The following is a 13,558-nucleotide window of genomic DNA, read 5'->3' on the forward strand; positions in this document are numbered from 1 at the left end:
TTACGAACGAGCCAGCATCAATTCCAGACGGGCGCCAACGCGCTCTGCCTGATCAGCCAGGTCACCTACCCATTCGAGGATCTTGTAGAGGAACATAACGTCGATCGGATTGTATTTGTGCTCAACGGCTTGCAGCTGTTGGCGCAGTCCGATCTGCATGGTGTCAGTATCGTCCTCGATGAGATCCAGCTGGTGGATCATCTCGGCAACCATTTCAACTTCACGTCCTTTAAAGCCGGTTTCGAGCAGCTCATCGAGTTCTCCGATGGCTTTTTCGGCTTGGGCGGTCGCATCGATACAGCGTTTGAGATAGGCCATGAAATCGGCGCGCATCTCGGTGGGGAATTCCATCTTGCGGCCAAGCATGCGACCGGAAATATCCTTGGCACGGTTGGCAATCTTGTCCTGCTGGGTCAAGAGCTCCAGCAGATCGGTACGGGCGACCGGCAGGAACAGGCCGCGAGGGAGTTTCAAGCGGATTTCGCGCTTGAGGATGTCCGCTTCTTTTTCCAGCTGGGCGATCTGTTGCCGGATCTTCTCGGCATCTTCCCAGCGGTCTTCGGCAACGGCATCAAAGAAGGGAATGAGCTGTTCGCAGCACACGTGAACCTTGACGATATGCTTCTGCAGCGGCTTGATGGGGGACTTGGCAAAAAGACCCAAAATAGTATTTACTGGCATGGCCAAACCTGTGTCGGTGAAAAAACACTCGATACGATTTTATGAGGGGCGCATGTTAACCGAACTGTGCCATCAATAAAACCGTGAATTAATCGTGAACTGTCGCTGGCATTATATCCTCGCGACCCTGAACATGCCCCCCAAAGTTGCCCGCCAGCCCGGAATGACTATGCAAACTGAGATCGAGATAAAGTTTTTCGTCACCAGCAATATTCAAGAATCACTCTCCAAGCTTCTGAATTCACTAGAGATTATCTCTTCCAATCAAGCCACTCTTGGCAACGTCTATTTCGACACGCCCGATCTGGGTTTGCGTGGGCTCGAGATGGGGTTGCGCATTCGTCGCAGCGATGATTTTTCCGAGCAGACCATCAAGTGCCGGGGGCAGGTCGTGGGCGGATTGCACGCCAGACCCGAGTACAACGCCCCGGTGGAGGGCACCATTCCGACCCTGTCTGCCTTTCCTGCCGATATCTGGCCGAGTCTGGCGGTGCGCGATGAACTCCAGAGCCGTCTGGTGGCCCAGTTCAGCACCGATTTCCTGCGCCGCCACTGGCTGATCGCATTCGGAGATGCCGAGATCGAGCTGGCCTGGGACCAGGGGGAGATTGCCGGTGCCCTGGGGCGTACCGGGATCGACGAGCTGGAGCTGGAGCTGAAATCCGGCGATGCCCGCGCCCTGTTCACCCTGGCGAGCAAGCTGGCGGCGCTGGGAGGATTGCGGCTGGGTGCCCAGTCCAAGGCGCAGCGCGGATACAGGCTGGCTGGGCTTGGCAAGCCACTGGCCGTGCAGCTCCTGCAAAGGATTGAGGGCAAAGATCAGAAGGCCAGCATTACCCTGGGTCTGCAGCACTGGCAGCATCATGAGCAGCTCTGGCTCGAGAGTGGCGATGCTGGCGAACAACAACGGGCGCTGCATGCTCTGCTCGAGGGGGTATCCCTGGTTGCCGAGGCGGCAGGCACGCTGACGGTGCCCCCCTCCTGGCTGGCCGACCTGCAGGCGCAACAGCGTCTGATGATGCAGGTGGCCGGGGATCGTGCATCACTGCATGCCCTGTTCCACCATGCCGACCTGGTGGGCCTGCAGCTGTCCATCGCGGCCTGGCTGCATCTGGGGGCGTGAATCCTCAGTGGTGCAGAGCGCAAAAAGGTGAGCCCGGGCTCACCTTTTTTATGGCAGTTGCACCTTGAGCGGCGCTATCAGTTCACCACGGCCACGTTGATGGTGCCGTTGCCCTGGGTCATGCGGACCCGGGCGCCAGGCACAAAGGTGGGGCTGGCCTTTTGTACCACCACGATGGATTCGCCGTTCTCTTTCTTGATCTCGAGCTCGACCCCGTCAACCTGGTTGAGTTTGTCCCCTGCCGCCTTGCCGGCCGCCGCACCCGCGATGGCGCCACCGGCCGCCGCGATGTCACTGCCACGACCGCCGCCTATGGTGCTGCCGAGCAGGCCGCCGACCACGGCACCGCCAATGGTGCCGATCAGGGAGTTCTCATCGGCCTGGATCTTGACGGGGCGGGTGGAGAGGATGGTGCCATAGCTGACGGTCTGTACCTGCTTGGCGCGATCCTTGGTGTAGACATCGCCGGAGTAGACGTCGCTGTTGGCACAGCCGGTGATGGCGGTGGTGGCCGCCAGCAGGGTGACGAGAGCAATACGTTTGAACATGATGGGCCTCCTGGGCGGGCATCGGATTAATCTGGTGATGAATTGCACTTTACGCCAACCAGATTGCGCATTAAACCCGCAAAGTGTAACCAATTATGTGGCCGGAAGGCTCCCGTGCCGGTGACGGATGGTCAGGTCAGGGCTTTTTCCAGCAGCAGGCGATCCTCGCCCGGCCCGAAGTAGCCTCTCTCTTCTGCCAACTGCTGATAACCCAGCCTGAAGTAGAGGCGCTGGGCCGGATTGGCGGGATCAACGGTCAGTCTGACCCGCTCAACTTCCAGTTTCAGCAGTCCCTGCTCCACCTGCAACATCATTTGTTCGGCAAGGCCGAAGCCGCGCGCTTCGGGGCGCACCGCGAGGGAGAGCAGCCAGCCCTGCGACCGATCCTGACCAAGCCCCCCCAGGGCATAGCCCAGCAGCCGGCCTTCCCGCTCCGCGACGACCAGCAGTTCGGGCCACAGATCCATGGCCTGGCGAAAGAAGAAACCGGGGTAGACATCCTCGCCGAAGACATCGGCATCTATCTGCCAGATGGCGTGCATGTCGGCGTGGGTGGCAAGGCGCAATACGGGGGACGAGTGCATCGGGGCTCCTCTGATCGGGTCTCTGCTGCGGGGCAGCCAAAAAGGAGGCACAGGGTAGAAGGGGCGGGGAGTCGATGCAAGGGGGGCATTTGTGGCATGCCGCAGATAAAGAAACAGGGCCCGCAGGCCCTGTGTCATCAGAGGAGGCTGGTCGCCTGCTCCAGCCAGGCGAGATCCTCGCCCTCCAGCTGCGGGCTCAGACGGCGGTAGACCTCCGCATGGTATTCGTTGATCCAGCGGAACTCCGCCGGACTCAGCAGGCTGCGATCGATGAGGCGGATGTCGAACGGCACATAGGTCAGTCGCTCGAAGCCCAGCATGGCGAGCTCGCCGCGGGCTTCCTGCTCGGTCACCACCACCAGGTTTTCACAGCGGATGCCGAAGGCATCTTCGCGGTAGTAGCCCGGCTCGTTGGAGAGCACCATGCCCGGCTGCAGGGCCACCAGGCTGCCCTTGGGGGCGATGCGCTGCGGGCCTTCGTGCACGCTGAGGAAGTGGCCGACTCCGTGTCCGGTGCCATGGTCGTAGTTGTAACCGGCTTGCCACAGGGGCATGCGGGCCAGCACGTCGAGCTGGATGCCGGCAGTGCCACGGGGGAAGCGGGCCTGATCCAGGGCAATATGACCCTGCAGTACCCGGGTAAACATGGCTCTGTGCTCGTCGGTTACCTCACCCACCTTGACGGTGCGGGTGATGTCGGTGGTGCCGTCCAGGTACTGGGCGCCGGAGTCCACCAGATAGATGCTGTCCTGGCCGAAGGCGCGCGGGGTACCGTTGGTGTGGCGGTAGTGGCACATGGCGGCGTTGGGGCCGAGTGCCGAGATGGTGTCGAAGCTCGGCTCCACATAGTGCTCCTGCTCGTGGCGGAAGGCTTCCAGCTGGTCGGCCAGGGTGCCTTCGTCCACACCGTCGAACTCGCCGCTGGCGATCAGGCGATCCAGCCAGGCCAGGAAGCGGGTGACGGCAACGCCGTCGCGCAGGTGGGCGGCACGCATGCCGGCCAGCTCCACGGGGTTCTTGCACGCCTTGGGCAGCATGGTGGGATCCTGGCCGGCCACCAGAATGGCGCCCGCCTCTTCCATCACGAGCTGGGTCCAGGCGTTGGCGGTGTTGGGGTCGGCCAGCACCTTCTGCTGATCCTCGCCGATGCGCTGCAACACGTCACCCAGCTTGTCGATGGGGTAGACGGAGACATCCTGCCCCACGTGCTGACTGAAGGCGAAGCAGTCGATCTTGTCGGTATCGACGAAGAAATCCATGGTGGTGTTGGCGTAGAGCACCGCAAAGCCCAGCACCACCGGCAGGCGTTCCACGTCGCGACCACGCAGGTTGAGCAGCCAGTTGATGGGTTCGGCCTGGGTCAGCAGCACCGCATCCAGCCCGCGCTTGCGCAGATCGCTGGCCAGCATTTCGCGCTTGGCCTGGCTGGACTGGCCCGCCAGCTCCTCGCTGTAGAGGATGACAGGGCTCTTGGTCGGAGCGGGACGATCGCTCCAGTGCAGATCGATGGGGTTCTCGTCGATGCGCACCAGCTCGATGCCGCGCTCGGTCAGCACGGCGTTGGCGTTCTGATACCAGGCCAGGCTGTGCAGGCGGGCATCGAAACCGACCCGGGAGCCTGAGGGCAACTGCTCCGCCAGCCACTGCACGTGGGGGTCTTCATTGAGGTGGAGAAACTCGAACAGCTCGGCCGGCGCCTGCATGCGCGCCTGCACGGTATAACGACCGTCGATGAACAGGGCCGCCCGATGCGCCATGATGATGGCGAGCCCGGCGGAGCCGTTGAAACCCGTGATCCAGTCCAGCCGCTCGGCATAGGCGGGAATGTACTCCCCCAGATGCTCGTCGTCGTGAGGAACGATGAAGGCGTCCAGCTCCAGCGTGGCCAGTGTGGCCCTGACCTGGGCGACGCGGGTTTCAATAATCTCGAAATGGTTCATGTCGTTATTGCCAGCTTGTGGTGATGTGAGTGTTCATTGATGGTGGCCGCTTGCCAGGATCTGTCTGATCGATTGGCCTGCCGCCTCGATGTGTTGCTTGAGCAGTACCACTGCCTCGTGCTTGCGCCGGGCGCGGCACAGTTCAAGGAGTCGGGCGTGCTCCCGCTCGGCCTTGTCCACGCCGCCCTGGGCGAACAGCAGTTCGAAACGCACATAGCGGTCGCAGCTCAGATTGATCTGGGCGATCAGTTCCAGTGCCTGGGGGCGATTGGCTGCCTGGTAAAGGGTGGCGTGAAAGCGGTGATTCAACTCGGCCCAGTGTTCGATCTGGGTGCCAGACTCCAGCGCCAGATCAAACTGGGCGAGGATGGCTTGCGCCTGGGCGAAGGTCTCCTCCGTCATCAGGTCGACGGCGTGGAACAGGGTATCGGCTTCGAGCAGTGCCCGCAAATAAAAGAGCTCCTCGATGGCCGAGGCATCCAGCATGGTCACCACGGCGCCGCGATGGGCCTCGAACTTCACCAGCCCCTGGGCTTCCAGTTGCATCAGGGCTTCCCGCACCGGGATGCGGCTCACCGCCAGCTCCTTGGCGATGGCGTCCTGGCGCAGGGGGGCGCCCGCTGCAAACTCGCCACGCAATATCCGGCCGCGGAGGTTCTCCATCACCATCTGGGTTCGGGTCTTGTAAGGTGGGGTCATGCTGGGGTCACGGGCAGGTTGCAAAATTGTATATTGTATAAAGTTTGGCTGAATCTAACGCGCAAGGGCCGTCAAGGCAAGGCTTGGCGGGAGCCATATGCCGCGCATCGGCCAAAAAAATACCGGCCAGCAGGGCTGACCGGTACGGGATTGCGAGACGCGAGGCGCGTTTCTTACAACTGCGGGCCCGCCGCGACCAGGCGTTTGCCTTCGTCGTTGTCGGTGAAGCGCTCGAAGTTCTTGATGAAGCGCCCGGCCAGATCGGCCGCCTTGGCATCCCACTCGGCCTGGTCGGCGTAAGTGTCTCGCGGATCCAGGATGGCGGGGTTGACGCCCGGCAGCTCGGTCGGCACTTCCAGATTGAACACTGGCAGTACCTTGGTCGGCGCCTTCTCGATGGAACCATCCAGGATGGCGTCGATGATGCCACGGGTATCCTTGATGGAGATCCGCTTGCCGGTGCCGTTCCAGCCGGTGTTGACCAGATAGGCTTCAGCCCCTGCCGCTTCCATCCGTTTCACCAGCTCCTGGCCGTACTTGGTCGGGTGCAGGCTGAGGAAAGCCGCGCCGAAGCAGGAGGAGAAGGTCGGGGTCGGCTCTGTGATGCCGCGCTCGGTACCGGCCAGTTTGGCGGTGAAGCCGGACAGGAAGTGGTACTTGGTCTGCTCCTTGGTCAGCTTGGCGACCGGGGGCAGCACACCGAAGGCGTCTGCGGTCAGGAAGATCACCTTGGTGGCGTGACCCGCCTTGGAGACCGGCTTGACGATGTTGTCGATGTGATAGATGGGGTAGGAGACCCGGGTATTCTCGGTGCGGGAACCATCGTCGAAGTCGATGGTGCCATCGGCGGCCACGGTCACGTTCTCCAGCAGCGCATCGCGGCGGATGGCGTGGTAGATGTCCGGCTCGGCCTCTTCGGAGAGCTTGATGGTCTTGGCGTAGCAGCCCCCTTCGAAGTTGAACACGCCGTGATCATCCCAGCCGTGCTCGTCATCGCCGATCAGCTGACGCTTGGGATCGGTGGAGAGGGTGGTCTTGCCGGTGCCGGAGAGGCCGAAGAAGATGGCCACGTCCCCATCCTTGCCCACGTTGGCGGAGCAGTGCATGGAAGCGATGCCGCGCAGGGGCAGGAAGTAGTTCATCATGGAGAACATGCCCTTCTTCATCTCGCCACCGTACCAGGTGCCGCCGATGAGTTGCATCTTCTCGGTCATGTTGAAGGCGACGAAGTTCTCGGAATTGAGACCCTGCTCCTTCCAGTTCGGGTTGGTGCACTTGGCACCGTTCATCACCACGAAGTCCGGTTTGAAGGTCTTCAGCTCCTCTTCGCTCGGGCGGATGAACATGTTCTTCACGAAGTGCGCCTGCCAGGCCACCTCGGTGATGATGCGCACCGCCAGGCGGGTGTCCGGGTTGGCGCCGCAGAAGCCGTCCACCACGAACAGACGCTTGCCGGAGAGCTGTTTGGTGACCAGCCCTTTCAGATGTGACCACACTTCCGGGGTAATCGCCTTGTTATCGTTTTTACCCTGGTCAGACCACCACACAGTATCCTGGGTAGTGGCATCTTTGACGATATATTTATCTTTAGGGGAGCGGCCGGTAAAGATGCCGGTGTTGACGTTGACGGCGCCAAGCTCGGTGACGACGCCACGTTCGAAGCCCTCAAGGTCTGAGCGGGTCTCTTCAGCGAAAAGCTGCTCATAGGAGGGGTTGCGAACGATTTCCTGGCTGTTTTTGATACCGTATTGGTCCAGCTTCAGTTGTTGGGCCAGGGTGGGTTCTACCACGATTGTCATTGTATTCTCCTGGGTTCAGAGGTGTGTAGGGTTCTATCTGACGATCATGCTACCACCTAGGTGGTAGTTTTTAGCGATCGCCATCAAACTTTATAAAATAGGGTATTTTTTTGTTATTTAAGTTAAAGGCGGGTTTTGCCCGCCTTTGATTAGTGTAACTGGTTTGCATCATTACCGGGAGCCCTGCTGAACAGGGTTTCGATGTCTATCCCGTCGAATTCGTAGTGGGCGCCGCAGTAATCGCAGTGCATGTCGATCTTGCCGAGCTCCTGCACCATGGATACCGCTTCCTCCTTGTCTATCTGCAGCAAGGCCCCTTCGCAACGGGCGCGGGAGCAGGTGCAGCGGAACTCGATGGCCTGGGGATCGAACACCCGTACCTTGTCCTGGTGGTAGAGGCGGTAGAGGATCTCTTCCGCGTCCAGACCGAACAGCTCCTCGTCCTTGATGGTGGTGGTGAGCTGGACCAGGTGGTCGAAATCTTCGCTGTGATCCTCGCTCTGGGCCGGCAGCTCCTGCAGCAGGATGCCCGCAGCACGGGGCTCGCCCTCGTGGTGGCCGGTGCGGATCCAGAGGCGGGTGGCCAGTTGTTCGGACTGGGCGAAGTAGTGCTCCAGGCAGGCCGCCAGGGTGTCGGCCTCCAGGGCGATGATGCCCTGATAGCGCTCTCCCTGATCCGGGGTGATGGTGATGACCAGATGGCCGTTGCCGATCAGGCTTTGCAGCTTGCCGTCCGTAGGTAGTTCCCCTTCATAGCGTGCCACGCCGCGCAATTGCTGGTTGTTGTCGCCGTTGATGACGGCCAGACGCACCGGACCGTCCCCCTGCAGCTGCACCGTGATGGAGCCTTCGAACTTTAGGGTGGCGGTCAGCAGGCTGGTGGCAACCAGCAGCTCGCCCAGCAGGTGCTGCACCTGTACCGGGTAGTTCTGGGCGTCGATGATGTGGCGGTAGGTACGATCCAGCTGGACCAGCTCCCCACGCACTTCGTACTCTTCGAACAGATAGCGATACAGGAGGTCTTGGTTACTCATCATGGTTTCCTAGGATGTTCTTGGGGAAAAATAAACACATTGTTAAACAGGTGGTTAGGAACTAATTCCTCCACCTGTCGTCATAAAGGGGCCACAGACGCGGATTAGGATTGCTTGACCCGGATAAGCTGGCGTCGCTCCTGCTTGTCGGGTCGGCGCTCCGGGCTTGGGGCAAACTGGCTGTTGAAGCGGCGGGCTTCGCTGTTTTCGGCCCGTTTCTTCAGGCTGGCCTCTGTCTCTTCATAGAGTTGCTGGGCCAGCGGGGCGGATTTGCGCTGCTCGCTCACCTCGAGCACCCGCACCTCCCGCTCGTCCTGGCCTTGCCAGAATCGAACCAGGGCGCCGACCTCGACCGCCTTGCCCGGCTTGGTGCGCTGGCCGTTGTAGTGCACCTTGCCGCCGTCGATCTGATCCCGCGCCAGACTGCGGGTCTTGTAAAAGCGGGCGGCCCACAGCCACTTGTCGAGACGGACCTGAGTGATGCTTTGTGCTGGATTCGACATGGATCGGCTCCGGGATGGCTGAAAAGGTGCCTGATTATACCAGAGGCGGGCCCCGGGATAGAAACAGGGGGCATCCGGGTGTGACGGAAACTGAATTTTCACCCCTTGGTCCCATCCGGTCGGTTGTCTCTGGGTCCATTGCCGTACACAATAGCCAACCGACTTGGATGCCAGACAATTTTGAGAAAGATGACGCTACCGTTCAGGGATGATTTGTTGACTTCCCTTCTGGCTCGCTGCAAGGCCATGCCACTCTCCCGTTTCAGCCAGCCCCTGTTCTGGCTTCTGCTGCTGTTGCTGGCCCAGCAGAGTGCCGTGCTCACCTGGCGCCTGTACGAACTGGCCCAGCCCGCTCCCCTGACCCCCTGGCAACCCTCGGTCACCTCGGTGCAGGGGAGTGGTGGCGATCGCCTCGATCTTGGCAACCTCAGCCGCCTCTCTCTCTTTGGCAAGGCGCTGCAACCCCAGGCGGACAAGGCGGCAGAGACGGTGGCGGCGGATGCCCCGAAAACCCAGCTCAACGCCCAGCTCAACGGGGTGCTGGCAAGCTCGGATCCCGCCAAGTCCATCGCCATCATCGCCCATAACGGGACACAGAACTCTTACGGCATCGGGGACTACATCGACGGTACCCAGGCCAGGATCCGCCAGGTGTTTGCCGATCGGGTCATCATCGCCCGGGACGGCCGTGACGAGACCCTGATGCTGGACGGGGAAGAGTATGGCAAGCCCCTGCCCAAACCGGCCCGCCAGGAGGGGCTCTCCTCCGTGCGCAGCGAACTGCTGGGCAACCCGGGCAAGATCACCGATTACCTCAATATTTCTCCGGTCCGGGTGGACGGTCGCATGACCGGCTATCGCCTCAACCCGGGTCGCAATCCGGAACTGTTCAATCAACTCGGACTGGTCGCCAACGATCTGGCGGTCAGCATCAACGGCCTGGATCTGCGTGACAACGCCCAGGCCATGCAGGCGATGCAGCAGGTGGCGGGCGCCACGGAAATGACCGTCACCGTCGAGCGGCAAGGACAGCTCTACGACGTCTATGTCGGCTTGTCAGAATAATGAATTGGAGTAGCACCAAGAATGACAAATAAAGGGAAGGGCTGGCGTCTGGCCACCATGGCGGCAGCCTTGATGATGGCCGGTTCTGCCTGGGCCACCGAGTATTCCGCCAGTTTCAAGAACGCCGACATCGAGGAGTTCATCAACACGGTCGGCAAGAACCTGAACAAAACCATCATCATAGAGCCATCGGTACGCGGCAAGATCAACGTGCGCAGCTATGACCTGCTCAACGAGGATCAGTACTACCAGTTCTTCCTGAGCGTGCTCGACGTTTACGGCTTTGCCGTGGTGCCCATGAACAACGGCGTGCTCAAGGTGGTGCGCTCCAAGGATGCCAAGACCTCGGCCATCCCCGTGGTGGATGACACCAACCCCGGCGTGGGTGACGAGATGGTGACCCGGGTGGTACCGGTGCGCAATGTCTCGGTCCGTGAACTGGCCCCCCTGCTGCGTCAGCTCAACGACAACGCCGGCGGCGGCAACGTGGTCCACTACGAGCCCTCCAACGTGCTGCTCATCACCGGCCGCGCCGCCGTGGTCAACCGCCTGGTGGAGGTGGTTCGCCGGGTGGACAAGGCGGGGGATCAGGACATGGACGTCATCAAGCTCAAGTTCGCCTCCGCCGGCGAGATGGTGCGGCTGGTGACCAACCTCAACAAGGATGGCAGCAATCAGGGGGCCAACGCCTCGCTGCTGCTCTCCCCCAAGGTGGTGGCCGACGAGCGCACCAACTCCGTGGTCATCAGCGGCGAGCCCAAGGCCCGTGCCCGCATCATCCAGATGGTGCGCCAGCTCGACCGGGATCTGCAGAGCCAGGGCAACACCCGGGTCTTCTACCTGAAATATGGCAAGGCCAAGGATCTGGTGGACGTCCTCAAGGGGGTCAGCTCCAGCATCGCCGCCGACAAGAAGGGCGGGGCGGCTGCCACGGCCACGGGCGGCGCCAGCATCGGCGGCGGCCAGCTCGCCATCTCCGCCGACGAGACCACCAATGCCCTGGTGATCACCGCCCAGCCGGACGTGATGGCCGAGCTGGAGCAGGTCATCGCCAAGCTCGACATTCGCCGTGCCCAGGTGCTGGTGGAGGCCATCATCGTCGAGATATCGGATGGTGACGGCATGAACCTCGGGGTGCAGTGGGCCAACACCAATGGCGGCGGCACCCAGTTCACCGACACCGGTCTGCCCATCGGCTCCCTGGCCATCGCCGCCAAGGATTACAAAGACAACGGCAACACCGACGGCCTGTCATCCCTGGCGGGCAGCTTCAGCGGCATGGCGGCAGGCTTCTATCACGGGGACTGGGCGGCGCTGGTGACGGCGCTCTCCACCAACAGCAAGAACGACATCCTCTCCACCCCGAGCATCGTCACCATGGACAACAAGGAAGCCTCCTTCAACGTCGGTCAGGAAGTGCCGGTGCAGAGCGGCTCCCAGAGCTCCACCACCAGCGATCAGGTGTTCAACACCATAGAGCGCAAGACGGTGGGGACCAAGCTGGTGGTGACGCCCCAGATCAACGAAGGAGATTCCGTGCTGCTCAACATCGAGCAGGAGGTCTCCAGCGTGGCACAGAAGCAGGCGACCGGGACCGCCAACCTGGGCCCCACCTTCGATACCCGCACCGTGAAGAACGCCGTGCTGGTCAAGAGCGGCGAGACAGTGGTGCTGGGTGGCCTGATGGACGAACAGACCCAGGAGCAGATCTCCAAGGTGCCCCTGCTTGGGGACATTCCGGTGCTGGGTTACCTGTTCCGTTCCTCCAAGACCTCCACCGCCAAGCGCAACCTGATGGTCTTCATCCGCCCGACCATATTGCGTGACGCCAATGTCTACTCCGGGGTCTCCAGCAACAAGTACACCCTGTTCAGGGCCGAGCAGCTGAGCCGGGCTGCGGAAGAGGGCTATGCCACCTCGCCGGCTCGCCAGGTGCTGCCCGCCTATGGCCAGGACGTGATGATGTCCCCCGAGGTGCAGCAGCAGATCCAGAGAATGCAGGCCCAGCAGCAGGCGACCGCCACCGGCGTGCGCGCCCAGGTGCAGGAGCAGCCCTTCGTGCAGAGCAAGCCCTGATGGCCGCCTACCAGCTCGATGGCAGCGAGCTGCCGGCTCCCCTGCCGGAACTGCCGTTCGCGTTTGCCCGCAACTTCGGGGCCATCCTGACCGAGCGCCAGGGTGCCCCGGTGCTGCTCTGTCGTCAGGGGATCTCTCCCCAGACCCTGCTGGAGGTGCGGCGGGTGGCGGGCTGTGCCTTCGCGGTGGAGCAGCTTGGCAACGACGAGTTCGAGACGCTCCTGATGGCCCACTATCAGCGTGACTCCTCCGAGGCGCGCCAGCTGATGGAGGATCTCGGCAACGAGATGGACTTCTTTGCCCTGGCCGAAGAGCTGCCCCAGAGCGAGGATCTGCTGGATGCCGACGACGACGCCCCCATCATTCGCCTCATCAATGCCATGTTGAGCGAGGCGATAAAAGAAGAGGCGTCCGACATCCACATCGAGACCTTCGAGCGGGCCCTGGTGATCCGTTTTCGCATCGATGGGGTGCTGCGGGAGATCCTGCGCCCCCATCGCAAGCTCGCCTCCCTGCTGGTGTCGCGCATCAAGGTCATGTCGCGCATGGACATCGCCGAGAAGCGGGTGCCGCAGGATGGTCGCATCTCACTGCGCATCGGCGGCCGGGCGGTGGACGTGCGTGTCTCCACCATGCCCTCCAGCTACGGCGAGCGGGTGGTATTGCGACTGCTCGACAAGAACAACGTGCGCCTCGAGCTCAAGCAGCTCGGCATGACGCTGGCCAACCGCAACATCATCAGCGAACTCATTCGCAAGCCCCACGGCATCATCCTGGTGACGGGCCCGACCGGTTCGGGCAAGTCCACCACCCTTTATGCGGCCCTCTCGGAGATCAACTCCCGGGATCGCAACATCCTGACCGTCGAAGACCCCATCGAATATGACCTCGAAGGGGTGGGCCAGACCCAGGTCAACAGCAAGGTGGACATGACCTTCGCCCGGGGCCTGCGCGCCATTCTGCGCCAGGATCCGGACGTGGTGATGGTGGGGGAAATCCGTGACCTCGAGACCGCCCAGATCGCAGTGCAGGCATCCCTCACCGGTCACCTGGTGATGTCGACCCTGCACACCAACACCGCCATCGGCGCCATCACCCGGATGCGGGACATGGGGATCGAGCCCTTCCTGCTCTCCTCGTCGCTCCTGGCGGTACTTGCCCAGCGGCTGGTGCGCACCCTCTGCCCGGATTGCCGCGCACCGCACCCTGTCACCGAGCAGGAGCGTGTTGCCATGGGCATCGAGCTTGCGCCGGATCAGCAGATCTGGCGTCCGGTGGGCTGCGAGCAGTGCAACCACACCGGCTATCGCGGCCGGACCGGCATCCACGAGCTGGTGGTGGTGGACGAGGCGGTGCGCGAGGCGATCCACAGCGCCAGCGGCGAGCTCGCCATCGAGCGGCTGATCCGGGGTCACACCCCCAGCATCCGCCGCGACGGCATCGACAAGGTGCTCAAGGGGCAGACCAGCCTCGAAGAGGTGCTGCGCGTGACCCGGGAAGACTGAG

At 62.1% G+C, this 13,558-nt stretch carries 12 protein-coding genes; 4 read left to right on the forward strand and 8 right to left on the reverse strand.

The features are described 5' to 3' along the window. Positions 1 to 681, reverse strand: coding sequence for a TIGR00153 family protein (locus tag AB5Y53_RS20240; protein ID WP_010675736.1), 681 nt, complete (start codon positions 679 to 681; stop codon positions 1 to 3). A gap of 169 nt (positions 682 to 850) precedes the next feature. Between AB5Y53_RS20240 and AB5Y53_RS20245 the strand changes: the two genes are divergently transcribed. Then, a complete protein-coding gene (locus AB5Y53_RS20245; protein ID WP_368183047.1) occupies positions 851 to 1,804 on the forward strand; it encodes an inorganic triphosphatase in 954 nt (317 codons plus the stop codon). Between the two features lie 77 nt (positions 1,805 to 1,881). Here AB5Y53_RS20245 and AB5Y53_RS20250 read toward each other — a convergent pair whose 3' ends face one another. The 7 genes from AB5Y53_RS20250 to hslR all read right to left on the reverse strand — a co-directional run bounded on the left by AB5Y53_RS20250 (position 1,882) and on the right by hslR (position 8,911). After that, positions 1,882 to 2,352, reverse strand: coding sequence for a glycine zipper 2TM domain-containing protein (locus AB5Y53_RS20250; RefSeq protein ID WP_010675734.1), 471 nt, complete (start codon positions 2,350 to 2,352; stop codon positions 1,882 to 1,884). Between the two features lie 131 nt (positions 2,353 to 2,483). Then, on the reverse strand, positions 2,484 to 2,936 hold the full coding sequence (locus AB5Y53_RS20255; protein ID WP_042014844.1) for an N-acetyltransferase: 453 nt from the start codon (positions 2,934 to 2,936) through the stop codon (positions 2,484 to 2,486). A 137-nt stretch (positions 2,937 to 3,073) separates the two neighbouring features. Continuing rightward, positions 3,074 to 4,876, reverse strand: coding sequence for an aminopeptidase P family protein (locus tag AB5Y53_RS20260; protein WP_368183048.1), 1,803 nt, complete (start codon positions 4,874 to 4,876; stop codon positions 3,074 to 3,076). A 33-nt stretch (positions 4,877 to 4,909) separates the two neighbouring features. Next, the gene (locus tag AB5Y53_RS20265; protein WP_029314822.1) at positions 4,910 to 5,575 is read right to left on the reverse strand and encodes a GntR family transcriptional regulator; all 666 of its coding nucleotides are present in this window, start codon (positions 5,573 to 5,575) and stop codon (positions 4,910 to 4,912) included. Between the two features lie 173 nt (positions 5,576 to 5,748). Next, a complete protein-coding gene (gene pckA, locus AB5Y53_RS20270) occupies positions 5,749 to 7,374 on the reverse strand; it encodes a phosphoenolpyruvate carboxykinase (ATP) (protein WP_010675730.1) in 1,626 nt (541 codons plus the stop codon). 149 nt (positions 7,375 to 7,523) lie between these two features. Then, positions 7,524 to 8,408, reverse strand: coding sequence for an Hsp33 family molecular chaperone HslO (gene hslO, locus AB5Y53_RS20275; protein WP_010675729.1), 885 nt, complete (start codon positions 8,406 to 8,408; stop codon positions 7,524 to 7,526). Between the two features lie 104 nt (positions 8,409 to 8,512). Further along, positions 8,513 to 8,911 carry a ribosome-associated heat shock protein Hsp15 gene (gene hslR / locus AB5Y53_RS20280; protein ID WP_368183049.1) on the reverse strand — a complete coding sequence of 133 codons (399 nt, stop codon included), beginning with the start codon at positions 8,909 to 8,911 and terminating at the stop codon, positions 8,513 to 8,515. 213 nt (positions 8,912 to 9,124) lie between these two features. Here hslR and exeC point away from each other — a divergent pair, with 213 nt between their 5' ends. From exeC to exeE, 3 genes are read left to right on the forward strand one after another with little or no spacing between them, the layout of a single operon-like run. Continuing rightward, positions 9,125 to 9,976 (forward strand): GspC family type II secretion system variant ExeC, encoded by an 852-nt coding sequence (exeC, locus tag AB5Y53_RS20285; protein ID WP_368183051.1) that lies wholly within the window; start codon positions 9,125 to 9,127, stop codon positions 9,974 to 9,976. Positions 9,977 to 9,997: 21 nt separating this feature from the next. Continuing rightward, a complete protein-coding gene (gene exeD, locus AB5Y53_RS20290; protein ID WP_010675726.1) occupies positions 9,998 to 12,052 on the forward strand; it encodes a GspD family T2SS secretin variant ExeD in 2,055 nt (684 codons plus the stop codon). Continuing rightward, on the forward strand, positions 12,052 to 13,557 hold the full coding sequence (exeE, locus tag AB5Y53_RS20295) for a GspE family T2SS ATPase variant ExeE (RefSeq protein WP_042014784.1): 1,506 nt from the start codon (positions 12,052 to 12,054) through the stop codon (positions 13,555 to 13,557). Before exeD ends, exeE begins: the two co-directional genes overlap by 1 nt. Position 13,558 lies beyond the last annotated feature (1 nt).

The organism is Aeromonas sp. R7-5 (genome assembly GCF_040908015.1).
Classification (GTDB): Bacteria; Pseudomonadota; Gammaproteobacteria; order Enterobacterales; family Aeromonadaceae; genus Aeromonas; species Aeromonas caviae.